24 protein-coding genes are annotated in these 24,059 nt (G+C 67.2%); 17 read left to right on the top strand and 7 right to left on the bottom strand.

Features of this window, described 5'->3' with window-relative positions:
* Window positions 1–18: 18 nt before the first annotated feature.
* Window positions 19–1,059 carry a rod shape-determining protein gene (locus tag GQR91_RS15885; RefSeq protein WP_112382720.1) on the bottom strand — a complete coding sequence of 347 codons (1,041 nt, stop codon included), beginning with the start codon at window positions 1,057–1,059 and terminating at the stop codon, window positions 19–21.
* 163 nt (window positions 1,060–1,222) lie between these two features.
* On the opposite strand from GQR91_RS15885, the gene mutL reads away from it, so the two are divergent.
* On the top strand, window positions 1,223–2,995 hold the full coding sequence (gene mutL, locus GQR91_RS15880; RefSeq protein ID WP_149680749.1) for a DNA mismatch repair endonuclease MutL: 1,773 nt from the start codon (window positions 1,223–1,225) through the stop codon (window positions 2,993–2,995).
* A gap of 236 nt (window positions 2,996–3,231) precedes the next feature.
* The gene (locus GQR91_RS15875) at window positions 3,232–3,984 is read left to right on the top strand and encodes an SIMPL domain-containing protein (RefSeq protein ID WP_160146710.1); all 753 of its coding nucleotides are present in this window, start codon (window positions 3,232–3,234) and stop codon (window positions 3,982–3,984) included.
* Window positions 3,985–4,520: 536 nt separating this feature from the next.
* On the opposite strand, the gene rplI is transcribed toward GQR91_RS15875, so the two are convergent.
* Genes rplI through rpsF form a run of 3 tightly spaced genes read right to left on the bottom strand, consistent with a single transcriptional unit; the run spans window position 4,521 to window position 5,746 of the window.
* Window positions 4,521–5,108 carry a 50S ribosomal protein L9 gene (gene rplI / locus GQR91_RS15870; RefSeq protein ID WP_149680747.1) on the bottom strand — a complete coding sequence of 196 codons (588 nt, stop codon included), beginning with the start codon at window positions 5,106–5,108 and terminating at the stop codon, window positions 4,521–4,523.
* A 12-nt stretch (window positions 5,109–5,120) separates the two neighbouring features.
* Window positions 5,121–5,345 (bottom strand): 30S ribosomal protein S18, encoded by a 225-nt coding sequence (rpsR, locus tag GQR91_RS15865; RefSeq protein WP_007403456.1) that lies wholly within the window; start codon window positions 5,343–5,345, stop codon window positions 5,121–5,123.
* Window positions 5,345–5,746: a 30S ribosomal protein S6 gene (gene rpsF / locus GQR91_RS15860; protein WP_112382724.1), complete on the bottom strand. Its 402-nt coding sequence runs from the start codon at window positions 5,744–5,746 to the stop codon at window positions 5,345–5,347. The genes rpsR and rpsF overlap by 1 nt, the downstream gene beginning before the upstream one ends.
* Before the next feature lie 240 nt (window positions 5,747–5,986).
* Between rpsF and fabD the strand changes: the two genes are divergently transcribed.
* The 6 genes from fabD to mltG all read left to right on the top strand — a co-directional run bounded on the left by fabD (window position 5,987) and on the right by mltG (window position 10,982).
* Window positions 5,987–6,946, top strand: a complete 960-nt coding sequence (fabD, locus tag GQR91_RS15855; RefSeq protein WP_149680746.1) for an ACP S-malonyltransferase — start codon at window positions 5,987–5,989, stop codon at window positions 6,944–6,946.
* Between the two features lie 29 nt (window positions 6,947–6,975).
* Window positions 6,976–7,392, top strand: coding sequence for a GxxExxY protein (locus tag GQR91_RS15850; RefSeq protein ID WP_149680745.1), 417 nt, complete (start codon window positions 6,976–6,978; stop codon window positions 7,390–7,392).
* Window positions 7,393–7,404: 12 nt separating this feature from the next.
* The gene (gene fabG / locus GQR91_RS15845) at window positions 7,405–8,145 is read left to right on the top strand and encodes a 3-oxoacyl-[acyl-carrier-protein] reductase (RefSeq protein WP_149680744.1); all 741 of its coding nucleotides are present in this window, start codon (window positions 7,405–7,407) and stop codon (window positions 8,143–8,145) included.
* 134 nt (window positions 8,146–8,279) lie between these two features.
* Window positions 8,280–8,516: an acyl carrier protein gene (locus GQR91_RS15840; protein ID WP_019515010.1), complete on the top strand. Its 237-nt coding sequence runs from the start codon at window positions 8,280–8,282 to the stop codon at window positions 8,514–8,516.
* 103 nt (window positions 8,517–8,619) lie between these two features.
* Window positions 8,620–9,876 carry a beta-ketoacyl-ACP synthase II gene (fabF, locus tag GQR91_RS15835; protein WP_112382727.1) on the top strand — a complete coding sequence of 419 codons (1,257 nt, stop codon included), beginning with the start codon at window positions 8,620–8,622 and terminating at the stop codon, window positions 9,874–9,876.
* Window positions 9,877–10,016: 140 nt separating this feature from the next.
* On the top strand, window positions 10,017–10,982 hold the full coding sequence (gene mltG / locus GQR91_RS15830) for an endolytic transglycosylase MltG (RefSeq protein WP_149680743.1): 966 nt from the start codon (window positions 10,017–10,019) through the stop codon (window positions 10,980–10,982).
* Window positions 10,983–11,016: 34 nt separating this feature from the next.
* Here the strand turns inward: mltG and GQR91_RS15825 are convergent, their stop codons facing one another.
* Window positions 11,017–13,440, bottom strand: a complete 2,424-nt coding sequence (locus GQR91_RS15825) for a TonB-dependent receptor (RefSeq protein WP_149680742.1) — start codon at window positions 13,438–13,440, stop codon at window positions 11,017–11,019.
* Between the two features lie 245 nt (window positions 13,441–13,685).
* Between GQR91_RS15825 and GQR91_RS15820 the strand changes: the two genes are divergently transcribed.
* Window positions 13,686–14,156: an Hsp20 family protein gene (locus GQR91_RS15820; protein WP_149680741.1), complete on the top strand. Its 471-nt coding sequence runs from the start codon at window positions 13,686–13,688 to the stop codon at window positions 14,154–14,156.
* Window positions 14,157–14,392: 236 nt separating this feature from the next.
* Here the strand turns inward: GQR91_RS15820 and pyrG are convergent, their stop codons facing one another.
* Both pyrG and secG read right to left on the bottom strand, forming a co-directional pair.
* A complete protein-coding gene (gene pyrG, locus GQR91_RS15815; RefSeq protein WP_112382731.1) occupies window positions 14,393–16,042 on the bottom strand; it encodes a CTP synthase in 1,650 nt (549 codons plus the stop codon).
* Window positions 16,043–16,152: 110 nt separating this feature from the next.
* Window positions 16,153–16,509: a preprotein translocase subunit SecG gene (gene secG / locus GQR91_RS15810; protein ID WP_149680740.1), complete on the bottom strand. Its 357-nt coding sequence runs from the start codon at window positions 16,507–16,509 to the stop codon at window positions 16,153–16,155.
* A 257-nt stretch (window positions 16,510–16,766) separates the two neighbouring features.
* Between secG and GQR91_RS15805 the strand changes: the two genes are divergently transcribed.
* The 8 genes from GQR91_RS15805 (at window position 16,767) to eda (ending at window position 24,033) form a co-directional block, all read left to right on the top strand.
* The gene (locus tag GQR91_RS15805; RefSeq protein ID WP_112382913.1) at window positions 16,767–17,102 is read left to right on the top strand and encodes a MarR family transcriptional regulator; all 336 of its coding nucleotides are present in this window, start codon (window positions 16,767–16,769) and stop codon (window positions 17,100–17,102) included.
* Window positions 17,047–17,397, top strand: a complete 351-nt coding sequence (locus tag GQR91_RS15800) for an SH3 domain-containing protein (RefSeq protein ID WP_235903816.1) — start codon at window positions 17,047–17,049, stop codon at window positions 17,395–17,397. Before GQR91_RS15805 ends, GQR91_RS15800 begins: the two co-directional genes overlap by 56 nt.
* The gene (argC, locus tag GQR91_RS15795; protein ID WP_149680739.1) at window positions 17,394–18,305 is read left to right on the top strand and encodes an N-acetyl-gamma-glutamyl-phosphate reductase; all 912 of its coding nucleotides are present in this window, start codon (window positions 17,394–17,396) and stop codon (window positions 18,303–18,305) included. The genes GQR91_RS15800 and argC overlap by 4 nt, the downstream gene beginning before the upstream one ends.
* Window positions 18,306–18,314: 9 nt before the next feature.
* Window positions 18,315–19,778: a glucose-6-phosphate dehydrogenase gene (zwf, locus tag GQR91_RS15790; protein WP_149680738.1), complete on the top strand. Its 1,464-nt coding sequence runs from the start codon at window positions 18,315–18,317 to the stop codon at window positions 19,776–19,778.
* A gap of 52 nt (window positions 19,779–19,830) precedes the next feature.
* Window positions 19,831–20,538, top strand: coding sequence for a 6-phosphogluconolactonase (gene pgl / locus GQR91_RS15785; RefSeq protein WP_149680737.1), 708 nt, complete (start codon window positions 19,831–19,833; stop codon window positions 20,536–20,538).
* The gene (gene edd / locus GQR91_RS15780; protein WP_149680736.1) at window positions 20,535–22,355 is read left to right on the top strand and encodes a phosphogluconate dehydratase; all 1,821 of its coding nucleotides are present in this window, start codon (window positions 20,535–20,537) and stop codon (window positions 22,353–22,355) included. The genes pgl and edd overlap by 4 nt, the downstream gene beginning before the upstream one ends.
* Window positions 22,356–22,432: 77 nt before the next feature.
* A complete protein-coding gene (gene glk, locus GQR91_RS15775; RefSeq protein WP_112382738.1) occupies window positions 22,433–23,401 on the top strand; it encodes a glucokinase in 969 nt (322 codons plus the stop codon).
* Between the two features lie 26 nt (window positions 23,402–23,427).
* Window positions 23,428–24,033 carry a bifunctional 4-hydroxy-2-oxoglutarate aldolase/2-dehydro-3-deoxy-phosphogluconate aldolase gene (gene eda / locus GQR91_RS15770; RefSeq protein WP_112382739.1) on the top strand — a complete coding sequence of 202 codons (606 nt, stop codon included), beginning with the start codon at window positions 23,428–23,430 and terminating at the stop codon, window positions 24,031–24,033.
* The last annotated feature ends 26 nt before the right edge of the window (window positions 24,034–24,059 follow it).

The following is a 24,059-nucleotide window of genomic DNA, read 5'->3' as shown; positions in this document are numbered from 1 at the left end:
CCCCCTGTCCTTCGAGGATTAGCCGTTGAGCAGAACGCCGCGGTACATCGGGTCTTCCAGCGCCCGGCCGGTGCCCAGTGCCACGCAGGTCAGCGGGTCCTCCGCAACGGTGACGGGGAGGCCCGTCTCGTCACGCAGCACCTCGTCCAGACCCTGGAGCAGCGCGCCGCCGCCGGTGAGTACGATGCCCTGATCGACGATGTCGGCGGCCAGTTCGGGCGCGGTGTTCTCCAGCGCGACGCGAACGCCCTCGACGATCGTGGCGACCGGTTCCGACAAGGCCTCTGCGATCTGGCCCTGGTTGATCTGGATTTCCTTGGGCACGCCGTTGACGAGGTCGCGGCCCTTGATGTGGATCACGGTGCCGATGCCGTCGACGGGCGGCTTGGCGCAGCCGACCTCCTGCTTGATCCGCTCCGCGGTCGCTTCGCCGATCAGCAGGTTATGGTTGCGGCGGACATAGCTGACGATCGCCTCGTCCATCTTGTCGCCGCCGACGCGCACCGATGTGGTGTAGGCAAGGCCACGCAGGCTGAGCACGGCGACCTCGGTGGTGCCGCCGCCGATGTCTACGACCATGCTGCCGATCGGTTCGGTCACCGGCATGTCGGCGCCGATCGCGGCGGCCATCGGCTCCTCGATCAGCCACACCTGGCTGGCGCCGGCGTTGGAGGCGGCGTCGCGAATCGCGCGGCGCTCCACCTTGGTCGAGCCCGAGGGCACGCAGATCACGATTTCGGGCCAGCGGGCGAACTTGCGCGGACCGTGCACCTTCTGGATGAAATATTTGATCATCTGCTCGGCGACGTCGATGTCGGCGATGACGCCGTCGCGCAGCGGCCGGATCGCCTCGATCGTGCCGGGGGTCTTGCCCATCATCAGCTTGGCGTCGTCACCGACCGCCTTCACGCGCTTCACGCCGTTCAACGTCTCGACCGCGACGACCGACGGCTCGTTGAGCACGATACCGCGACCGCGCACATAGACCACGGTATTCGCGGTGCCGAGATCGATCGCCATGTCGTGCGACATGAATTTCAGGAAGCGGGGCAGGGGCATCGACACTCTTGTTCCGTCTGGAGGCCGGGGGGACGGCCGTTCGCACATCATCCAGCGAGCCCCAAGGCCTAAGAGCCGGAACAAAACCAGGAGCCAGAACAGGCGCCGGTTCCGTCACGTTTGCGGGTCGCGGGATGCCGCCGCTTGGGCTAGGGAATGATGCATGTCAATACGGCGTCTCCCTGCGCATCTCGTCAATCGTATCGCGGCCGGTGAAGTGGTGGAAAGGCCCGCCAGCGCGTTGAAGGAACTGGTTGAGAATTCGCTGGATGCCGGTTCCACCCGAGTCGCGGTAACGCTGTCCGCGGGCGGCACGCAGCGCATCGAGGTGGCCGATGACGGGTGCGGGATGGATGCCGGCGACATGGCGCTGGCGCTGGAGCGGCACTGCACCTCCAAGCTGCCCGACGAGGCGATCGAGAACGTCACGACCCTGGGCTTTCGGGGCGAGGCGCTGCCCTCGATCGCGTCGGTCGCGCGGGTGACGATCGAAAGCCGGCCGGCGGGGCGGGATGGCTGGTGCCGCGCGGTCGACAACGGCGAGGTGGTGCGCGACGGCCCCGCCGCGACGCCGCCGGGCACGCGGATCGTGGTGGAGGACCTGTTCGCGCGCGTGCCGGCGCGGCGCAAGTTTCTGCGCTCCGCCCGGTCGGAATATGCCGCCTGCCTGGATGCGGTGCGGCGGCTGGCGATGGCGCGGCCCGACATCGCCTTCTCGCTGGAACATGACGGCCGGCGCGTGCTGACCGTGCCGGCGGGGCAGGACCGGCCGGCGCGGGTCGCGATGCTGACCGACAAGGCGCTGGCCGAGAATGCGGTGCCGATCGACTGGGTGCGCGAGGAGCTGGTACTGGGCGGGGTGGCGGGCATCCCAACCTTCAACCGCGGCATCGCCGACCACCAGTATCTGTTCGTCAACGGGCGACCGGTGCGCGACCGCCTGCTGATGGGGGCGATCCGCGGCGCCTATGCCGAGATGATGCCGCGTGACCGGCATGCGGTGGTGGCGCTGTTCCTGGACGTGCCCGCGCATCAGGTGGACGTGAACGTGCATCCCGCCAAGACCGAGGTACGCTTTCGCGACCCGGCGATGGTGCGCGGGCTGATCGTATCGGGCCTGCGCCGCGCGCTGGACGAGGCGGGGCATCGCAGCGTGCAGCGGCCGGCGGAGTCGGCGCTGGCGATGTGGCGCCCGGAACCGGTGGCGCCCGCCCCGGCGGCTGCCTGGCCGGCCGGTCCGACCGAAACGCCGGTGCTGGAGCGGCGATCGTTGTTCGAGCCGCGGCCGCATTTCAACGCACCCCCGCCGCTCGCCCGCGCCGAGCCGGCCTGGGCACCGCCGCCGCAGACCGCCGCGCATCCGCTGGGCGTGGCGCGTGGGCAGGTCGCCAAGACCTATATCGTCGCCGAATCGGAGGACGGGCTGGTGCTGGTCGATCAGCATGCGGCGCATGAACGGCTGGTGCTGGAGCGGATGCGCGCGGCGCTGGCCGGAGGGCGCGTGGCGTCGCAGGCATTGTTGCTGCCGGAGGTGGTGGAACTGGACGAGCCCGCCTGCGACCGGCTGGAGGCGCGGGGGGCGGAACTGGCGGAGTTCGGGCTGGAACTGGAGCGGTTCGGACCGGCGGCGATGCTGGTGCGCGCGACGCCGGCGCTGCTGGGGCAGAGCGATCCCAGGGGGCTGGTCGCCGATCTGGCCGACGAACTGGCGGCGTATGACGAGGCGCTGAGCTTGCGCGAGCGGCTGGATCATGTCGCATCGACCATGGCGTGCCACGGATCGGTGCGGGCGGGACGCATATTGTCGGTCGCGGAAATGAACGCGCTGCTGCGCGAGATGGAGGCGACGCCGCATTCGGGCCAGTGCAACCATGGCCGGCCGACCTGGGTGAAGCTGGCGCATGGCGATATCGAGAAGCTGTTCGGGCGGAAGTGATTCGCGGAGGCCTTTGCCCGGCCGTTTCGCGGAAGTGGACACTACGTCCCCCATCCCGTGTCCACTTACCATTTTTGCAATCGTCCCATGGTGCCGGATGATCGACGGGGACGGCGTGCAGGCCATGACCGCCGCATAGCAGAGTGCGGGCCTGTAGGACAGGCGCGGGCATGAGGGTGGTGGTGTCTGGCGCGGGGGCGGCTAGGATGACCGATCTAACCACAGGGAGGTATGGGATGCGCTGGACGACGGGGTTGATGCTGCTGGCCTTGCCGGCCGCACTGGCGGCGCAGGAGCGCGAGCCGGCGGTGATCCAGGTTGCCGGTACGGGGTCGGTAAAGACCGATCCCGACATGGCGTCGATGACCTATTCGGTGACCGGCGAGGGCGCGACGGCCGATGCCGCATCGCGGGCGCTGGCGACGAAGGCCAAGGCGATCGAGGCGGGGCTGTTGAACCTGCTGGGTCGTGGAACGGTGGTCACGACCAGCAACGTCAACGTGGCGGAGGTGCGCGGGGCGGAGTGCCGGACGAACTATGGTGAGCAAAGGCTGAGCGAGGGCGCCTGTGCGGTGATCGGTTACATCGCGTCGCTGCGTGGCGCGGTGGAGACGGGCGCGGTCGGCAAGGTGGGGACGGGCACGGGGCTGGCGACCCGGCTGGGCGCGCAGCAGGCGCAGATGGGTGGCTTTGCCTTGCGCGATCCGGCGGCGGCGCAGGCCCGCGCGACGCAGGTGGCGGTGCGCGATGCCAAGGCGAAAGCGACGGCGCTGGCCGCGGCGGCGGGCGTGCGGCTGGGTGCGATCCTTGCGCTCAACGACGGTTCGGGGGCGGGGATCGAGGGCGACTTGGTGGAGATCGTCAATACCGGTGAGTTCGTGGCGCCGCCGCCGCCCCCTCCGCCGCCTCCACCCGTTGAGATCGATGTTAAGCCGGCACCGATCGAGACAAGCACACGGGTATCGGTGCGATACGCCATCCAGCCTTGACCGAGGCAGATCGTTCATCTTTGCGCAACCTTTCGGTGGATGACGCATTTTATCGATGAACAAGCACCGTTGATCGCTGGATTACCGTCATGAAGCAGATCGTTCCGATTATCCTCGCCGCCATACCGCTCGCTGCCATGGTCGGCGCCTGCGTGATGTGCCCCTGATCTTCGAGGTATGCATCGTGATGCCGAAAGGCCGTTCGGGGCGATCCGGGCGGCCTTTTTGTTGTGCGGTTTGATCCGGGGGGCGGGGGCCTGGGGGGCGGTCTCTCGATACGCCGTCTCGATACACGGCTGCGCCGCTACTCGACGTCTACTCGAGACGAACGGGGGTGGATGGGGAAGATCAGCCACTGGGGCTTGGCCTTCGACTTCGCTCAGGCCGAACGGACGTTGGGTCAGGTTCTGCGCATGATGCTCTGACCGCGGCGAGTTTCGCCTCCTCCAGACCGGGAGACAGCGCCGGACCCAAGCGAAAGGGCCGCCCGGATTGCTCCGGACGGCCCTTTACGTATCAGACCGGCGAGCGGGCGATTAGGCCTGCTGCTCCTCCGGCTGAACTTCGGCCGTCGCGCCGGGTTCGGCGTTGGGGTCGTAGTCCTCGGTGAAGCCGGCCTCGTCGCGCTCGAACATCTGCGACATGACATCGACGCCCTGCGCCTGCATCTCGGCTTCTTCCGGGCTGCGGGCGACGTTGACCTTGACGGTCACGATGACCTCGGGGTGCAGCGCCACGCGCACCTCGTACACGCCGATCGACTTGATCGGCTTGTCGAGGATGACCTGGCTCTTGGTGACCTTGTGGCCTTCGCCTTCCAGGATCTCGACCAGATCGCGCACCGCGACCGATCCGTAGAGCTGGCCGGTGTTCGACGCCTGACGGATCAGGGTGACGGTCACGTCGCCGAAGGTCTTGGCCTCCGCCTCGGCGTCGGAGCGACGCGCGGCGTTCTCGGCCTCGATCCGGGCGCGGTTCGCCTCGAACACCTTCTTGTTGGCCTCGTTGGCGCGCAGCGCCTTCTTGCGGGGCAGCAGGAAGTTGCGGGCAAAGCCGTCCTTCACCGTCACCACATCGCCGATGCCGCCGAGCTTCTCGACGCGCTCAAGCAGAATAACGTCCATGTGTAGGACTCCTTACTTCACGACGTAGGGCAGGAGCCCCAGGTGACGGGCGCGCTTGATCGCCTGGGCGAGTTCGCGCTGCTTCTTGGCGCTCACCGAGGTGATGCGCGACGGGACGATCTTGCCACGCTCGGACACGAAGCCCTGCAGCAGACGCACGTCCTTATAGTCGATCCGGGGCGCGTCCTTCGCGGAGAAGGGGCAGCTCTTGCGGCGGCGGAAAAACGGGCGGGCCATTATGCGGCTTCCTCTTCACGGTCACGACGGGGGCGTTCGCTGCGCTCGCCACGGTCGGCGCGACGCTCGCGGTCACGCTCCTGCTTGCGCATCATCACCGTCGGGCCGGCTTCATGCTCGTCGACCTTGACCGTCATGTAACGGATCACGTCTTCGTTGATCTGGGTCTGGCGCTCCAGCTCGGCGACCACGCCGGCCGGCGCGTCGATCTCGAGCATCACGTAATGCGCCTTGCGGTTCTTGGCGATGCGATACGCCAGCGAACGCAGGCCCCAGGTCTCGGTCTTGACGACCTTGCCCTGATTGTCCTCGACGATCTTCGTGGCGGCTTCCGCCAGCGCGTCCACCTGCGCCTGTGCCAGATCCTGGCGCGCAAGGAACACGTGCTCGTAAAGAGCCATGCAGCTTACCTTATGTTGGCCGATCGCTGACGCCCGCCCCATGCGGTACGCCCCTCCGGCTGTCGTCCATCGATGTAATGGCGTCGGGGCGGCGGACCGATGCCCGTCGCCCTGACGGTGCGGCCATAGCGATATCGGGGCGAAACGCAAGCTGCGATCGGCCCTTCGACGCTTGCCAGCGTGGAACAGGGTGCCTAACGCCCGCGGATCATTTGCCAACAGGTAAGGCGGTCAAGGATCATGCGCGCGTTCATCTTTCCGGGTCAGGGCAGTCAGGCGGTGGGCATGGGGAAGGCCCTGGCGGGGGCCAGTGCGGTGGCGCGCGAGGTGTTCGGGGAGGTGGACGAGGCGCTGTCGCAGAACCTGTACCGGCTGATGGCCGAGGGACCGGCCGACGACCTGATGCTGACCGCCAATGCGCAGCCCGCGATCATGGCCAATGCGGTCGCCACCCTGCGCGTGCTGGAGCGCGAGGGGGGCGTGCGGCTGTCGGAGAAGGCGGACTTCGTGGCGGGGCATTCACTGGGCGAATACAGCGCCTTGTGCGCAGCCGACGCGCTGGACCTGGCGACAACCGCACGGCTGCTGCGCCTGCGGGGTCAGGCGATGCAGGCCGCGGTGCCGGTGGGCGAGGGAGCGATGGCCGCCCTGCTGGGTGCCGATCTGGACAAGGCGCAGGTGATCGCCGGCGCGGCGGTGGATGCGATCCTGGCCGAGGGTGGCGAGGAACTGGTGTGCACCGTCGCCAACGACAATGATCCGTCGCAGGTGGTGATCTCGGGTCACCGCGCAGCGGTGGAGCGGGCGGTTTCGCTGGCCAAGGAACTGGGTGCCAAGCGCGCGGTGCTGCTGCCGGTTTCGGCGCCGTTCCACTGCCCGCTGATGCAGCCGGCGGCCGATGCGATGGACGCGGCGCTGGCCGAGGCGGACCTGCGCGCGCCGCTGGTGCCGGTCTATGCCAATGTCGATGCGGTGGCGGTGGCCGATCCGGGCGTGATCCGCACGCTGCTGGTGCAGCAGGTGACGGGCATGGTGCGCTGGCGCGAATCGGTGGCGGCGATGACGCAGGCGGGCGTGACGCAGTTCGTGGAGTTCGGCGGCAAGGTGCTGACCCCCATGGTCAAGCGCATCGCGCCGGATGTGGATGCGGTGAGCGTGGTCGGCATGGACGATATTGAGGAATTGCTTAAAAGGCTTTGATGTTCACGCGAAGCCGCGAAGACGCGAAGATGATGGATCTGGAGGCGGCCGCTTCCGATGTCATCGACGTTTCGCTGCGGCTTCATCGTGATCTTGGGCCGGGTTTGCTGGAAAGCGTTTACGAGACGGTGCTTGCGGCCAAGTTGAGCGCGCTGGGCCACAGCGTCGAGCGGCAGATGCCGGTTTCGTTTACGTTTGAAGGGCTTTCGTTTGACGCGGCTTTCCGGGTCGACCTTGTGGTGGCCGGTGCGCTGCTTGTCGAAATCAAATCGGTCGAGCGGCTGAACGCCGCTCATGGCAAGCAGCTGCTGACCTATCTTCGACTGACGAAACAGCCCCTGGGGCTGCTCATCAATTTTGGAGGCGCAACGCTGAAGGAAGGGCTGCGACGTATCGTCAACGGCCACACCGCCTTCGCGTCTTCGCGTCTTCGCGTGAACCAATAAGGATTGCGAAGCATGTTCGATCTGACGGGAATGACGGCGCTGGTGACGGGGGCTTCGGGGGGGATCGGGTCCGCGATCGCCCGGGCGTTGGCGGGGCAGGGGGCGCGGCTGGCGGTGTCCGGGTCGAACGTCGCGAAGCTGGAGGCGTTTCTGGGGGAACTGGGGGGCGATCATGTCGCGCTGCCGTGCGACCTGTCCGACGCCGCGGCGGTGGATGCGCTGGTGCCGCAGGCGGTGGACGCACTGGGCGGCCGGCTGGACATCCTGGTCAACAATGCCGGGGTCACGCGCGACAACCTGACGATGCGGATGAAGGATGACGAATGGGATCAGGTGATCTCCGTCAATCTGGAAGCCGCGTTCCGCCTGATGCGCGCCGCCGCCAAGCCGATGATGAAGGCGCGGTTCGGCCGCGTGATCTCCATCACCTCGATCGTCGGCGCGACCGGCAATCCGGGGCAGGCGAACTATGCCGCGTCCAAGGCCGGCCTGGTCGGCATGTCCAAGGCGATCGCGCAGGAACTGGCGAGCCGCAACGTGACGGTGAACTGCGTCGCGCCGGGCTTCATCCGATCGGCGATGACCGACGTGCTGCCCGAGGCGCAGAAGACCGCGCTGCTGACCAAAATTCCCGCCGGCGACCTCGGCAAGGGGGAAGACATCGGCGCGGCAGTCGTCTATCTCGCCAGCCGCGAGGCCGGTTACGTGACCGGGCAGACCTTGCATGTGAACGGCGGCATGGCGATGTTGTGACCGAAGTCCGATGGGCTTCGAGTGGGCTGTAATCGGGGTCCAGGAGGAACCCGACGGGCTTGCCACAGCGTTTTGCCCGTTCTACGTGCGTTCAGAATACCGTTAAACCCCGCAGGATACGAAGAGGGATTACCATGAGCGAGACCGCCGACCGCGTGAAGAAGATCGTCGTCGAGCATCTCGGCGTCGAAGCCGACAAGGTGACCGAGGACGCGAGCTTCATCGACGATCTCGGTGCCGACAGCCTCGACATCGTCGAGCTCGTCATGGCGTTCGAGGAAGAGTTCGGGGTCGAGATCCCCGACGATGCCGCCGAGAAGATCACGACCGTCAAGGACGCGATCACGTACATCGACGAGCATAAGGGCTGATCCCTTCGGGGATTGACCTAGCCCGTCAAGGGCCGGAATTTAGCGGCTTCCCGACCCCGGCATAGTGGGCGGGGAGCCGTTTTCGTTGTGAATGGAGTGGAATATGCGGCGCGTCGTCGTCACCGGACTGGGTCTTGTCACGCCGCTGGGTGCTGACGTGGAAACCGCCTGGGCCAATCTGATCGCTGGCAAGTCGGGCGCCGGTCCGATCACCCGCTTCGATACCACGGGGCAGAAATGCACCATCGCGTGCGAGGTGAAGCCCAAGGATCACGAATATGGTTTCGACCCCGACAAGCGCGTCGACCACAAGGTCCAGCGCCAGGTCGATCCGTTCATCGTCTATGGCATCGACGCCGCCGGGCAGGCACTGGAAGATGCCGGCCTGACCGAAATGGACGAAGAGACGCGGCTGCGTGCGGGCGTGTCGATCGGCTCGGGTATCGGCGGCCTGCCGGGCATCGAGCTCGAATCGGTCAATCTGGACCAGCGCGGCCCCGGACGGGTCAGCCCGCACTTCGTGCATGGCCGGCTGATCAACCTGATCTCGGGTCAGGTCAGCATCAAGTATGGCCTGATGGGCCCCAACCATGCGGTCGTCACCGCCTGTTCGACAGGCGCACATTCGATCGGTGACGCGGCGCGGATGATCCGCGACGACGATGCCGACATCATGCTGGCCGGTGGTGCGGAGAGCACGATCAACCCGCTGGGCGTGGCGGGCTTCGCGCAGGCGCGCGCGCTGAACATGAGCATGAACGACCGGCCGACCGAAGCCAGCCGCCCCTATGACAAGGGCCGCGACGGCTTCGTGATGGGCGAGGGCGCGGGCGTCGTCGTGCTCGAGGAATATGAGCATGCCAAGGCGCGCGGCGCCAAGATCTATGCCGAGGTCGTCGGTTACGGCATGTCGGGCGACGCCTACCACGTCACCGCGCCGCATCCCGAAGGCAAGGGTGCCGAGAATGCGATGCGCATGGCGCTGCGCAAGGCGGGCATGGAGCCGTCGGACATCGATTACATCAACGCCCATGGCACGTCGACCATGGCGGACACGATCGAACTGGCGGCCGCCAAGCGGGTGTTCGGCGACGACCTGTCGGGTGCGTCCATGTCGAGCACCAAGTCGGCGATCGGCCATCTGCTCGGTGGCGCCGGTGCGGTGGAGAGCATCTTCTGCATCCTCGCGCTGCGGGATCAGATCGTGCCGCCGACGCTGAACCTCGACAATCCCGACGAGGGAACCGAGGGCGTCGACCTGGTGCCGCACACGGCCAAGAAGCGTGAGGTCAAGGCGGTGCTGAACAACTCCTTCGGCTTTGGCGGGACCAACGCCTCGCTGGTGATGAAGGCGATCTAAACGTCGATAGGTCAGGGTGCCGGGCTTGTCCGCGCGCTGACGCTCCCGCAAAGCGGGGGCACAAGGGGCGCTTCGCTTCTGTCGTTCGTTACGGACGGCGAGGCGGGGCGCCTCTGTTTATGACAAGCAGGTGAGGGACGATGCGCAAGCTGGGCTGTCTGTTGGTGCTGATCGCCGCCATCGTGCTGGCGGGGTTCGTCGCGGCGAACATGTGGGCGGGCGCCGGCCCGGCCGAGCGGCCGGTGACGGTGGTGGTGCCGCAGGGCGCCAGCCTGGCACGCGCGGCGACCGAGCTGGAACAGGCCGGGGCGATCCGCTCCGCCACCCGCTTCCGCCTGCTCGCGCGGGTCTTTGGCGGTGGCGGGTCGATCAAGGCGGGCGAGTATGACGTGCCCGCCGGAGCCAGCGCCAGCGAGGTCTATGCGCTGTTGCAGGACGGCAAGGTCCGCCAGCGGATGGTGGTGGTGCCGGAGGGTTACCCGTCGGCCCTGGTGCATGACGCGCTGATGCGGGCGGACGGCCTGACCGGGGAGGTGCCGGTGCCGGCCGAGGGGTCGATCCTGCCGGACAGCTACGCCTTTCAGCGTGGCGACACGCGCGCGGCCGTGGTGACGCGGATGCAGGCGGCGATGAACCGCTATCTGGCAGACGCCTGGGCGAAGCGGAAACCCAACATCGCGGTATCGACGCCCGAACAGGCGATCATCCTCGCCTCGATCGTCGAGAAGGAAACGGGCAAGCCGTCCGAGCGGCGGATGGTGGCGGCGGTCTATGGCAACCGGCTGCGCATCGGCATGCCGTTGCAGGCGGACCCGACGGTGATCTATCCGATCACCAGGGGGCGGCCGCTGGGGCGGCGCATCCTGCGATCCGAACTGCACGCCAAGAATGGGTACAATACTTATGCCAGCGCCGGCCTGCCGGTGGGGCCGATCGCGAATCCGGGGCGGGCGTCGATCGATGCGGTGCTGAACCCCGCGTCGAGCCCGGCGCTGTATTTCGTGGCGGACGGGACGGGCGGGCACGTCTTCGCCAACACGCTGCCCGAACATAATGCCAATGTGGAGAAGTGGTACGCCATCCGCCGCTCGCGAGGCGAGATGTGAGGGGAGGGGGCCGGGGGTGACCGGCCCTCGCTCGTTAAAAGGACTTGGAGACGGTCAGGCCATAGGTGCGCGGATCGCCGGGCTGTCCGACGATCAGGCCGGTCGATCCGGACTGGGTGGCGAGCAGCTCGTAATAATCATGGTCGAAGGCGTTGCGCAGCCAGGCAAAGACGTTCCAGCTGTTCGGTGCCTTGAAGCCCAGGCGGAAATTGGACAGGCTGTAGCCGTTCACGTCGGTATAGGCCGAGCGTGACGGGTTGGACGAGAATTTCGACCGGTAGCTGCCGTCATAGCCGAGGTAGAAGGCACCCTCGACCCCGGCGACGGTAGCGGGCAGGTCGTATTCCGCGCCGTAGGAAAAGGCCCAGCGCGAGATGCCGGGCAGCCACTGGCCCGAGATGTTGCAATTGTCCGGGCTGGCACCGGGGGTACCGGCGGGGGCGGGCGTCTGGCCAGGCTGGAGGGCGGTGCCGCCGGCGAGTTCGGGCGGGCAGGGCGCATCGACGAAGCGGACATATTTCGCATCGGTGAAGGCGCCGTTGGCGTAGAGGTTGAGGCGCGAGGTCGGACGGAAGGCGCTGTCGATCTCGATACCGCGGGTGCGGACCTTGCCGGCATTGGCCAGATAGCCGCGCAGCACGCCGACCTGATTGTTGGTGACGGTGGCCTGATAATCCTCGATCTCGGTCCAGAAGGCGGCGACGTTGACGGTCGCACGGCGGTCGGCGAACTGCGTCTTCAGACCGAGTTCGAAGTGGTTGACCTTTTCCGGGTCGATGCGCGCCGATTCCAGGATCGGGTTGTTGTTGCGATCGAGCGGCAGGCCCGACAGGTTGATGCCGCCCGATTTGTAGCTGCGCGCATAGGTGGCGTAATAATGCACGTCGGGCGTGACGTCATAGGCGACGGTGATGTCGCCGGACACGTTCCAGTTGTCGAAACTGGGCTGGTAGCTTTGCGGGGCGAGGACGCCGCGCTGGTCGGCGGTCAGCGGCGTGTTGGTGCCGTTGGTGACGACCGAGACATAGGAACCGTCCTTCTTGTCATAGTTCAGGCGCAGGCCCGGTGAGATCGACAGGCGATCGGTGGCGTGCCAGGTCAGCTTGCCGAACAGCGCCGCCGACGTGTTCTTGAACCCGATGGTGTTGCGCGAGGTCAGGCCGTCGAGGGTCGCGGGGTTGCGGCCGCCGGCGCTGGTCGGATTGAGCAAAAAGGCGCTGGCGGCGGGGCCCTGTACCTGCAAACCCTGCGTATCGATCGACTGCCAGAAGTAGAAAAGGCCGGCGACGTAATCAAGGCGGCGCTCTCCGGTCGAGGCGATGCGCAGTTCCTGGCTGACCTGGCTCTGCTGCGAGGGGTTGGCCGAGACGGTGGTGATGGGCAGGCCGATGAAATCGCGGTCGTTGGACGGGTCCCAATGCCAGAAGCGCCATGCCGAGACCGAGGTGATCGCGGCCCCGCCGATATCCCAGTTGGCGAGCAGCGACAGGCCGCCCAGTTCCTGCCGGGCGCGCAGATCGGTGTCGACGTCGGTCAGCCGGTCAAAGGCGTTGGTGGAGGGGACGGCATAGCCCTGCGCGGCGGCGAGCGCGGCATATTGGCGGTTGAGCGGACGCTGGGTCGCGCCGGTGCGGGCATAATATTGCACGCAGCAATTGGGGTTCTGGCGGTTGTAATCGCCCGACAGGGTGAGGTCGAGCGTGGGGGTGGCGTGCCAGAGGATCTGGCTCTTCACGCCGACATTGTCCTGGCTGTTCTGCCATTCGTCCTGCCGGACATTGTAGATCGTGCCGCGGCGGGTGGTGACGGAGGCGGAGAGGCGCATCGCGACCAGATCGTCGACCAGCGGGCCGGAAATCGAGGCCTTGCCCTGGAAGAAATCGAGATTGCCGCCGGTGAGTTCGACGCGGCCCTCCGGCGTGAAGCTGGGCGCGCGGGTGGAAATGTTGATCGCGCCGGCGGTGGTGTTCTTGCCGTAGAGCGTGCCCTGCGGCCCGCGCAGGATCTCGATCCGCTCGGTATCGGTGAAGTCGAACGTCGCGGACGCGATGCGGCTGTAATAGACCTGGTCGACATAGATGCCGACGCCCTGTTCGATGCCGTCGTTGGTGAGGCCGAAGGGGGCGCCCAGGCCACGGATATTGGCGGCGGAATTGCGCGGATTGGTGGAATAGAATTGCAGCGTCGGCTGAAGCTGGGTCAGGCGGCTGACGTTATAGGCGCCGGTTTCCGCCAGCGCGGTGCCGCCGATGACCGATATGGCGATGGGCACGGACTGCACGGTTTCGTTGCGGCGGCGTGCGGTGACGACGATGTCGCCGCCGCCCTGCTGCGCGGTGCCGAGGCGTCCCTGCTCGGCGGGGGGCGCGGGGTCCTGCGGTCCTGCCGTCTGGTCCGGCGGGGTCTGCTGGCCGGCGGCGATCTGGCCGGCGAGCAGCAGCGCGAGCGTGAGCGACATGAACGATTTCCCTTGTGATCCCTGGTCGCCGCGTAATCTCTATTGATATGATGGATATTCAACATGGCTGTGCCTTGCCGGCGGCAAAGCACAGCTATTGCGTCGAAATTTGCATCATGGTTCTTGAATGCCGGTTAGCGCGAACCAAATAGGTTCCGTGCGGTGCCGCTACGGGCCGCGCCTGGATGTCGCAGCGAACTGGACATCCCGCAGACGTCAACTCGCTTCTTTTGGAGGTTTTGCAAATGCGACTCGACCTGACCCCTTATCGCCGTTCGACCATCGGCTTCGACCGGCTGTTCGACCTTCTCGAAACCAACGCACGCAGTGCCACGGCCGAGAATTATCCCCCCTTCAACCTCGAGCGTCTGGCCGAGGATCGGTATCGCATCACCATCGCGGTCGCCGGTTTCAGCCGTGACGAGATCGAGATCACCGCGCAGCAGAACCTGTTGCTCGTCGCCGGCCGCAAGGATGAAAAGGCGGGTGCGCCCAACTTCCTGCATGTCGGCATCGCCAATCGCTCGTTCGAGCGGCGCTTCGAACTCGCGGACTTCGTGTTCGTGGAGGATGCGCGCCTGAACGACGGGCTGCTCGTCATCGACCTCGTGCGCGAGGTGCCGGAGGCGATGAAGCCCAAGACGATCGCGATCAAGACGGGCCAGCCGCTCGCCGCGGTGGAGCATGCGGACCAGGGTGAAGCCCAGGCCGCATAAGCCCAAGCTCGGCGCCGACGTCGAACTCCCTTTGATACGGCGCCGCGGGGCGCCCGGGCCGAGAGGTCCGGGCGCTTTGTTTGTTTTGGGCGTTGCGCTGCTGGGCGGCCCCTCACCCCCCATCGCTTTGCGATGGGTCCCTCCAGCATCAGGTCGTCTATGCCCCCGGCATAGACTAAACAGCGCGGGGCGCTGCTTACCTGATGCTCCCCGAAGGGGAGAGGGCTACTTGACAATCACACCAGCCGGCTTTGCTTCAGGGCGGCGCCGATGAAGCTGGCGAACAGGGGGTGGGGGTCGAACGGCTTGGACTTCAGTTCCGGGTGGAACTGTACGCCGACGAACCAAGGATGGTCGGGCCGCTCGACGATTTCGGGGAGCGTGCCGTCGGGCGACATGCCGGAAAAGACGAGGCCGCCCTTCTCTAGCGCTTCCTTGTAGCCGGTATTCACCTCGTAGCGGTGACGATGGCGCTCGGAGATGTCGTTGCTGCCGTAGATGGAGGCGACGACGCTGTTGCCGGCCAGCTTGGCATCATAGGCGCCGAGCCGCATCGTGCCGCCCATGTCGCCGCTCGCCTCGCGCTTTTCCAGCCCGGCGCGGCCCATCCATTCGGTGATGAGGCCGACGACCGGCTGTTCGGTCGGGCCGAACTCGGTGGAGGAGGCATCCGCGATGCCGGCAAGGTCGCGCGCACCCTCGACGCAGGCCATCTGCATGCCGAAGCAGATGCCGAAATAGGGCACGTTGCGCTCGCGGGCGAAGCGGACCGCGGCGATCTTGCCCTCGGCACCGCGCTCGCCAAAGGCGCCGGGGACGAGGATGGCGTGGCACGGCTCCAGATGCTGGGCGACCTCGCCGTGATCGCCCTCGAACAGCTCGGCGTCGATCCAGCGGATGTTGACCTTCACCTTGTTGGCGATGCCGCCATGGACGAGTGCTTCGTTCAGCGACTTGTAGGCATCCTGCAGGCCGACATATTTGCCGACCACGCCGATCGTCACTTCGCCCTCCGGATTGGTGAGGCGGTCGACGATCTCGGTCCAGCGGGCCAGATCGGGGGCGGCGCCGGGTTCGATCCCGAAGGCACGCAGCACCTCCGAATCGAGCCCTTCGGCGTGATATTGCAGCGGCACCGCATAGATGCTGGCCGCGTCGAGCGCGGGAATGACCGCGGAGGACGGCACGTTGCAGAACAGCGCGATCTTGGCGCGCTCCGACGGCGGCAGCGGCTTTTCGCAGCGGCAGACCAGCACGTCGGGCGCGACGCCGAGGGCCGCCAGTTCGCGCACCGAATGCTGGGTCGGCTTCGTCTTCAGCTCGCCGGCGGCGGCGATATAGGGGACGAGGGTGACGTGGATCGAGATCGAGCGGCCACGGCCAAGCTCGTTCTTCAGCTGGCGGATCGCCTCGATAAAGGGGAGCGATTCGATGTCGCCGACGGTGCCGCCGATCTCGCAAAGCACGAAATCCAGATCCTCGCCGTCATCGTCCAGCGTATCGGCCTGGGCGAACGCCTTGATCGCGTCGGTGACGTGCGGGATGACCTGCACGGTCGCGCCCAGATAGTCGCCGCGACGCTCGCGCTCGATGATCGTCTTGTAGATCCGGCCCGAGGTGACGTTGTCCGACTGACGGCTGGCAACGCCGGTGAAGCGTTCATAGTGGCCGAGATCGAGATCGGTCTCCGCCCCGTCGTCGGTGACGTACACCTCGCCATGCTGATACGGGCTCATCGTGCCCGGATCGACGTTCAGATAAGGGTCGAACTTGCGGATGCGCACGCGGTAGCCGCGTGCCTGAAGAAGAGCCGCAAGAGAGGCCGCCATGAGGCCCTTGCCGAGCGACGAGACCACGCCGCCGGTGATGAAAATATACCGCGCCATGGGAGGAACCGCCTAGCTTGGATGGGGGGTAGACGACAACAGCAAAGATGCACGCCCGCATGGGAATGCGGGCGAGCCGTGCCTGTTATCGTGACGAAAAACGAACGGCGTCAGCGCGCCAGCGGAACGGCCGAGTTGTCCGCGGGCTGGACGGGCGCTGCCGCATTGTCGGCCGGAACCGGGGCAGGCGCCGTCTGGGTCGCAGGCGGCGTGCGCGCCAGCGAGGTATCGATCTGCGGCGCGGCGCGGGTGGCCGCATAGACCGCAAGCACGATCGAGAAGCCGACGAACAGCGTCGCCAGCACCGCGGTGGCGCGGGTGAGGAAGTCCGCCGCGCCGCGTGCCGACATCAACCCGGACGGACTGCCGCCCATGCCGAGCCCGCCACCCTCCGACCGCTGCATGAGGATCACCGTGACGAGAGCCGCGGCGATGATAGCGTGGACGACGAGCAGGAAGGCGAACATGGAGGGCTGGATTTCCCGGGCAAAGCTTGTGTGTAACGGCACGCACATAGGCGAGGGGTCGGTGGGGATCAACCGGCGTGCGCCGGACCGATCCGGACCTTTGCCTCACAAACGGTACGCAAACGCAGCGATTCGACGGAAACCTGCCGTGCCAAGCGGCGTTATGACAGCGAAACAACGCCCGGCAAATGCCCGGAACAGCTAGTGGATTCGCGAACGTGGCAGCACCTGTCGAAGCCCAGTCGCTGGCGGTATGGATGACCGCGCTGGTGGACTATGTGCGATCCGGTGAACCGGACCTGACCAATCGACAGATGGCACTGTTGATGGTGGTGTACCTGCGACCCGGCCCGCATACGGTGCGCGGTCTGGCGCGCTGTTTGAACGTGTCGAAGCCGGTGGTGACGCGTGCCTTGAACAGATTGGGCGCCCTCGGCTATCTGCGCCGCCAGCGCGACGATAGCGACAAGCGCAACATCTTCGTCGCACGCACATCTGAAGGGGCGGACTTTCTTGAAGAATTCGGGCATTTCATCGGTGAAGGCGACGCCCCAGCCCGGCACGGCTCCGTCCCGCAGGGCGTTCCAGCTTAGCGGGCCGACCGTTCGCCTGGACCCGCGTACCCATGCGGTGCGCGGCGACCTGGCGGACGTGCGCCTGGCCGAATACGTATTCGCCCCCCATTATGCCGCCCCGGTGCTACGCACGCTGCGACAGGCGACGTGCTTGCGTGTCGCACGCGAGAGGACAAGCGAAGTGATGGCCGATCTGGATGCCGGCACCCGTTTCGAGGTGCTGGAAGTGGCCGGCGGCCTGGCCTGGGGTCTGGCGGCCGAGCAGGGGCTGGCGGGCTATGTCGATGCCGACCTGCTGGACGAGGCGGCATGAGCGCGACCGTCTTCATCGATGGCGCGGCGGGCACCACGGGGCTGGAGATCCGCGAACGGCTGGCGGGGCGCAGCGATCTGTCGGTCGTGACGCTGCCCGAGGAACGGCGCAAGGATGCGGCGGCGCGGGCCGAGGCGCTCAACGATGCCGATTTCGTGATCCTGTGCCTGCCCGACGATGCGGCGCGCGAGGCGGTGTCGCTGATCGCCAACGACCGGACGCGGGTGGTGGATGCCTCCACCGCGCACCGGGTGGCGCCGGACTGGACCTATGGCTTTGCGGAACTGGAGCCGGACCAGGCGGAGAAGATCGCCGGGGCGCGGTTCGTGTCCAATCCGGGCTGCTACCCCACCGGGTTCCTGGCGCTGGTGCGGCCGCTGGTGCGGGCCGGGCTGGTGGCGGCCGATGCCGCGCTGTCGGTTTATGCCGCGTCCGGCTATTCGGGTGGCGGCAAGGCGATGATCGCCGAATATGAGGCGCCGGGCGCGTCCGCCTTCCGCCCCTACGGCCTGGGGCTGGCGCACAAGCATATTCCGGAGATGCAGGCGCATGCCGGGCTGACCCGCGCGCCGATCTTCGCGCCCGCCGTGGTGCCGACCTATCGCGGCATGGTGGTCGAGGTGCCGCTGTTCCTCCACGCCGACTGGGACGCGGTGGAGAATGCGCTGGCCAAGGCCTATGCCGACAGCGCGCTGGTATCGGTGGCGAACGGCGATATCGGCGCGATCGGCATCGAGGAAAATGCCGGAACGGACCGGATGACCTTGCGCCTGTGCGGCAATCGCGCCACGGGACAGGCGCGGCTGGTCGCCACGCTCGACAATCTCGGCAAGGGTGCCGGGGGTGCAGCGGTCCAGAACCTCAACATCATGGCCGGGCTGGACCCGGTCGCAGGGCTAGTCCTGTAAGGAGACACCATGACGCGCAACCCCGTGGGCAAGCTTCTGCTGTTCGGTGCGACCGGCGATCTGGCGCAGCGCATGCTGCTGCCGTCGCTGTACGGCCTTCACGCCGATGGGCTGTTGCCCGACGGGTTGACGATCACGGGCACCGCGCGTTCCGATCATGACGATGCCAGCTTCCGCGCCTTTGCCGCGCACGCGCTGGACACGTTTCTGCCCGCCGACCGCAAGGACGAGGGCGCGATCAAGGGCTTCCTGGAGCGGTTGCAATATCAGGCGCTCGACGCATCCTCGCTGGAAGGCTTCCCGACGCTGGCCGAAAAGGTCGGCGACGTGTCGGGCGGCCTTGCCATCTACCTGTCGACCGCGCCGAGCCTGTTCGAATCGACGATCAAAGGCCTGGAGTCGGTCGGGCTGGCCGGCAACACGGTGCGGATCGGTCTGGAAAAGCCGCTCGGCTACGATCTTGCGTCGTCCAAGGAGATCAACGACGCGGTCGCCTTCGCCTTTCCGGAGGAGCGGACGTTCCGCATCGACCACTATCTGGGCAAGGAAACGGTCCAGAACATCCTGGCACTGCGCTTCGGCAATTTCTTCTTCGAGCCGATCTGGAACGCGCACGGTATCGACAATGTGCAGATCACCATCGCCGAGACGGTCGGGCTGGAAGAGCGCGCAGGCTATTATGAAAGCGCGGGCGCGCTGCGCGACATGGTGCAGAACCATATCCTGCAACTGCTCGCGCTGATCGCGATGGAGCCGCCGGCGCGGTTCGACGGCACCGCGGTTCGCGACGAAAAGGCCAAGGTCTTCCGCTCGCTGCGCCTGATGGAGCCGCAGGAGGTGCCGCACGTGACCGTCACCGGCCAGTATGGCGACGGCGCGGTGGGCGGCAAGATCGTCAAATCCTATGCCGAGGAGCTGGGCAAGCCGTCCTCGACGGAGACCTTTGTCGCGATCAAGGCGCATGTCGACAACTGGCGGTGGCAGGGGGTGCCCTTCTACCTGCGTACCGGCAAGCGCATGGCGACGCGGCGCAGCGAGATCGCGATCCAGTTCAAGCCGGTGCCGCATTCGATGTTCGCGGGGCGCGGCGGGCTGCTCCAGCCCAACACGCTGATCATCCGGTTGCAGCCGGAGGAATATATCCAGCTGCTGGTGATGGCCAAGGAACCGGGGCTGGACCGCGACGGCATCCGCCTGCGCGAGGTGCCGCTGAACCTGTCGATGGACGCCGAGTTCGCGGGCAAGCGCCGCCGCATCGCCTATGAACGGTTGCTGCTCGACCTGATCGAGGGCGACCAGACGCTGTTCGTGCGGCGCGACGAGGTGGAGGCGCAGTGGGCCTGGATCGATTCGATCCGCGCCGGCTGGGACGCCAATGCGATGAAGCCGAAAAGCTATGCCAGCGGAAGCTGGGGCCCATCCGCCGCGATCGCGCTGACCGAGCGCGACGGCGTGACGTGGCAGGACGACTGATACGCGGCTGGCCGCACCAGCGGGCCGGCGCGAATGCACAAGGACAGGATATATGACCGAGATCGAATGGTGGGATTATGAGGACGCGGCCGAGATGGCCGATGCCCTTGCCGGCGATATCCAGTTCATCATCGAGGCGGCGATCGATGCGCGCGGCGCGGCGGTGATCGCGCTGGCCGGCGGCAAGACGCCGCTGCCGATCTATGAAAAGCTGGTCAAGGCCAAGCTGGACTGGAAGCGGGTGACGATCCTGCCGACCGACGAGCGCATCGTGCCGCTGGGCGACCCGCTGTCGAACGTCACCGCGCTGGGCAAGACCTTCATCCCCAAGGGCGCGCGGGTGATCCCGATCGTGCCGGCGGCGACCGAGGACTACAAGGCCGCGGGCCGGTCGGCGGACGCGCTGTGCCAGGATCTGCACTGGCCGCTGGACCTCTGCCTGCTGGGCGTGGGCGGCGACGGGCATACCGCCTCGATCTTCCCCGGTCCTGATTTCGACGAGGCGCTGAACGGCCCCAAGGAGCGCCGCGCGCTGGGCGTGATGCCCGAACCGCTGCCGCCCGAGGCGCCGGTCGCGCGCGTGACGCTGAGCCGCGCGGGCATCGCGTCGGCGCGCGCGCTGATGATCGCGATTTCGGGCAAGGCCAAGAAGAAGGTGCTGGAGGACGCGATCAAGCAGGGTGCGTCGTCCTCCTATCCGATCGGTCGGGTGCTGGCCGAGGTGGAACTGCCCGTCGATATCCATTGGAGCGAACAGTGACGCTGAACGCTGCCGTTTCCGCGGTCACCGACCGCATCATCGAACGGTCGCGGCCGGGGCGTCAGGCCTATCTGGACCTGATCGCACGCGAGGCGGCGACGGCGATCCGGCGACCGAATCTGGGCTGCGCCAATCTGGCGCATGCCTATGCCGGGACGGATGAAGACCGCGAGGCGATGAAGGCCGATCGCGGCATGAACATCGGCATCGTCACCGCCTATAACGACATGCTGTCCGCGCATGCCGTCTATTACCGCTATCCGGAGCTGATGAAGGTCTGGGCACGCGAGGTGGGGGCGACCGCGCAGGTGGCGGGCGGCGTGCCCGCGATGTGCGACGGCGTGACGCAGGGCTATGCCGGCATGGAGCTGTCGCTGTTCAGCCGCGACACCATTGCACTCGCGACCGCGGTGGCGCTGAGCCACGGGACGTTCGAAGGGGCAGCACTTCTCGGCATCTGCGACAAGATCGTGCCCGGCCTGCTGATGGGGGCGCTGCGCTTCGGCCATCTGCCGATGATCCTGATCCCCGGCGGGCCGATGGCGACGGGCCTTGCCAACAAGCAGAAGGCGGCGGTGCGCGAAGCCTATGCGGAAGGCAAGGCGACGCGCGAGGAACTGCTCGACGCCGAGATCGCCGCCTATCACGGCAAGGGCACCTGCACCTTTTACGGCACGGCCAACACCAACCAGATGATGATGGAGGTGATGGGCCTGCACATGCCGGGCGCCGCCTTCGTCAATCCGGGCACCAAGCTGCGCCAGGAGCTGACCCGCGCCGCCGTGCACCGGCTGGCGGGGATCGGGCATCGCGGCGAGAACTGGCGCCCGCTTGGCCACTGCGTCGATGAAAAGGCGATCGTCAACGCAGCGGTCGGCCTGCTCGCGACGGGCGGATCGACCAACCATCTGCTGCACCTGCCCGCCATCGCGCGCGCGGCGGGGATCGTGATCGACTGGGAGGATTTCGACCGGTTGTCGGCCAGCGTGCCGCTGATCGCGCGGGTCTATCCCAATGGATCGGCCGACGTGAACGGCTTCGAGGCGGCGGGCGGCATGCCGTTCGTGATCCGCGAACTGCTGGGCGCAGGGCTGCTCCACGGCGATATCATGACGGTCGCGGGCGAGGACCTGTCGGCCTATGCGAACCGGCCGGTGCTGGACGCGGCGGACGCGCTGGCCTGGGAGCCGGTGGGGGAGAGCGGGGACGAGAGCATTCTGAGGACGGCGGCGGCGCCGTTTTCGGCGGATGGGGGGATGCGTATCCTGTCCGGCAATATCGGGCGGGCGTGCATCAAGGTGTCGGCGGTCGAGCGCGAGCGCTGGGTGGTCGAGGCGCCGGCGCGGGTGTTTGCCGACCAGGCGGACGTGCTGGCGGCGTTCAAGGCGGGCGAGCTGGAGCGGGACGTGGTGGTCGTCATGCGCTTCCAGGGCCCCCGGGCCAACGGCATGCCCGAGCTGCACAAGCTGACCCCGCCGCTGGGCGTGTTGCAGAATCGCGGGTTCCGGGTGGCGCTGGTCACCGATGGTCGCATGTCGGGCGCGAGCGGCAAGGTGCCGTGCGCGATTCATCTGAGCCCGGAAGCGCTGGGCGGCGGGCCGATCGGCCGTATCCGCGACGGCGACATCATCCGGCTGGATGCGGTGGCCGGCACGCTGGACGCGCTGGTCGACCCCGCCGAATGGGAAGCACGGCCGCTGGCCGACGCACCGCCCGCCGCGAGCGGCATGGGTCGCGAGCTGTTCGGCCTGTTCCGCGGTCTGGCGGACGAGGCGGAAAAGGGCGCGTCCGCCGTGCTGGCCGGCGCGGGGCTGTAAGAGAAGGACCGCGTGCAGGCCGCCGCCCGGTCGTGGCGGGCGGCATGCGTGCGATGGCGAGCAGGGGAAGAGGATCAATGGAAGTCGTAGCCGTCGATATCGGAGGCACCCACGCCCGCTTCGCCATTGCCGAGGTGGAAGGGGGCCGCGTCGTCAGACTGGGCGAGGTCAGCACGCAGAAGACGGCCGAGCATGCCTCGCTGCAGACCGCGTGGCAGGCATTCGAGGCCGAGGTCGGCCGGGCGCTGCCGAGAGCGGCGGCGCTGGCCATCGCATCGCCGATCACCGGCGACGTTATCCGCCTGACCAACAATCCCTGGGTGATCCGCCCGTCGCTGATCCCGGAGCGGCTGGGCGCCGACATATATACCGTCATCAACGATTTCGGTGCGGTCGGCCATGCGGTCGCGCAGGTATCCGACGAGCATTTCCTGCACCTGTGCGGGCCGGACGAGCCGCTTCCCGCCACCGGCATCACCACGGTATGCGGCCCCGGCACCGGGCTGGGCGTGGCGCAGGTGTTCAAGACGGGCGGCTATTACCATGTGCTGGAAACCGAGGGCGGGCACATGGACTATTCGCCGCTGGACGGGATCGAGGATGCCTTCCTGCGCCGGCTGCGTCGCACCTTCACCCGCGTGTCCGCCGAGCGCATCTGCTCTGGCCCCGGGATCGTCGCGATCTACGAGACGCTGGCGGAGATGGAGGGGCGCGCCGTGCCCAGCCGCGACGACAAGGCGATCTGGACCGAGGCGCTGGAGGGTACCGATTCGATCGCGCTGGCCGCGCTCGATCGCTTCTGCCTCGCGCTGGGCGCAGTGGCGGGCGACTTCGCGCTGGTGCAGGGCGCTAAGGGCGTGGTGATCGCCGGCGGGCTGGGATTCCGCATCAAGGACAAGCTGATCCGCTCCGGCTTCGATCAGCGCTTCGTCGCCAAGGGCCGCTTCCAGTCGATGATGGCGAAGCTGCCCGTCAAGCTCATCACCCATCCGCAGCCCGGACTGTTCGGCGCCGCCGCGGCGTTCGCGCAGCAGCATACCGCCTGATTTCCGATTCACGGGGAACCGATCCAATGACCGATATCGCCACCATCATGCAGACCAGCGCCGTCATCCCGGTGCTGGTGATCGAGGATGCCGCCACCGCCAAACCGCTGGCCGAGGCGCTGGTCGCCGGCGGCCTGCGCGTGCTGGAAGTGACGCTGCGTACGCCGGCGGCGCTGGAGGCGATGGCCGAGATGAAAAAGGTGCCCGGTGCGATCGTCGGTGCCGGCACGGTCGTGAACGAGCAGCAGTTGCGCGACGTTGCGGACGCGGGGGCCGAATTCATCGTGTCGCCCGGCCTGACCGACCGGCTGGGTCGCGCGGTGATCGACAGCGGCATCGCCTATCTGCCCGGCATCGCCACCGCGGGCGACATCATGCGCGGGCTGGACCTGGGGCTGACCCATTTCAAATTCTTCCCGGCCGAGACGAGCGGCGGGTTGAAGGCGCTGAAGGCGCTGGCGGCGCCCTTCTATCAGGCGCGCTTCTGCCCGACCGGCGGGATCACCGAGGCGTCGGCGCCCGACTGGCTGGCGTTCAAGCCGGTGCTGTGCGTCGGCGGAAGCTGGGTGACCGGTGGGTCGATGGCGGATGTTGAGGCAAAGGCACGGGCGGCAGCGGGTTTGCGGGGGTAGTATCCTCCTTCCCCTCTCCCCGGAGG

This window comes from Sphingomonas carotinifaciens (assembly GCF_009789535.1).
In the GTDB taxonomy this organism is placed as follows: Bacteria; Pseudomonadota; Alphaproteobacteria; order Sphingomonadales; family Sphingomonadaceae; genus Sphingomonas; species Sphingomonas carotinifaciens.
The sequence above is the reverse complement of the archived record's forward strand: the minus strand, read 5'-3'. Positions and strand labels throughout refer to the sequence as shown.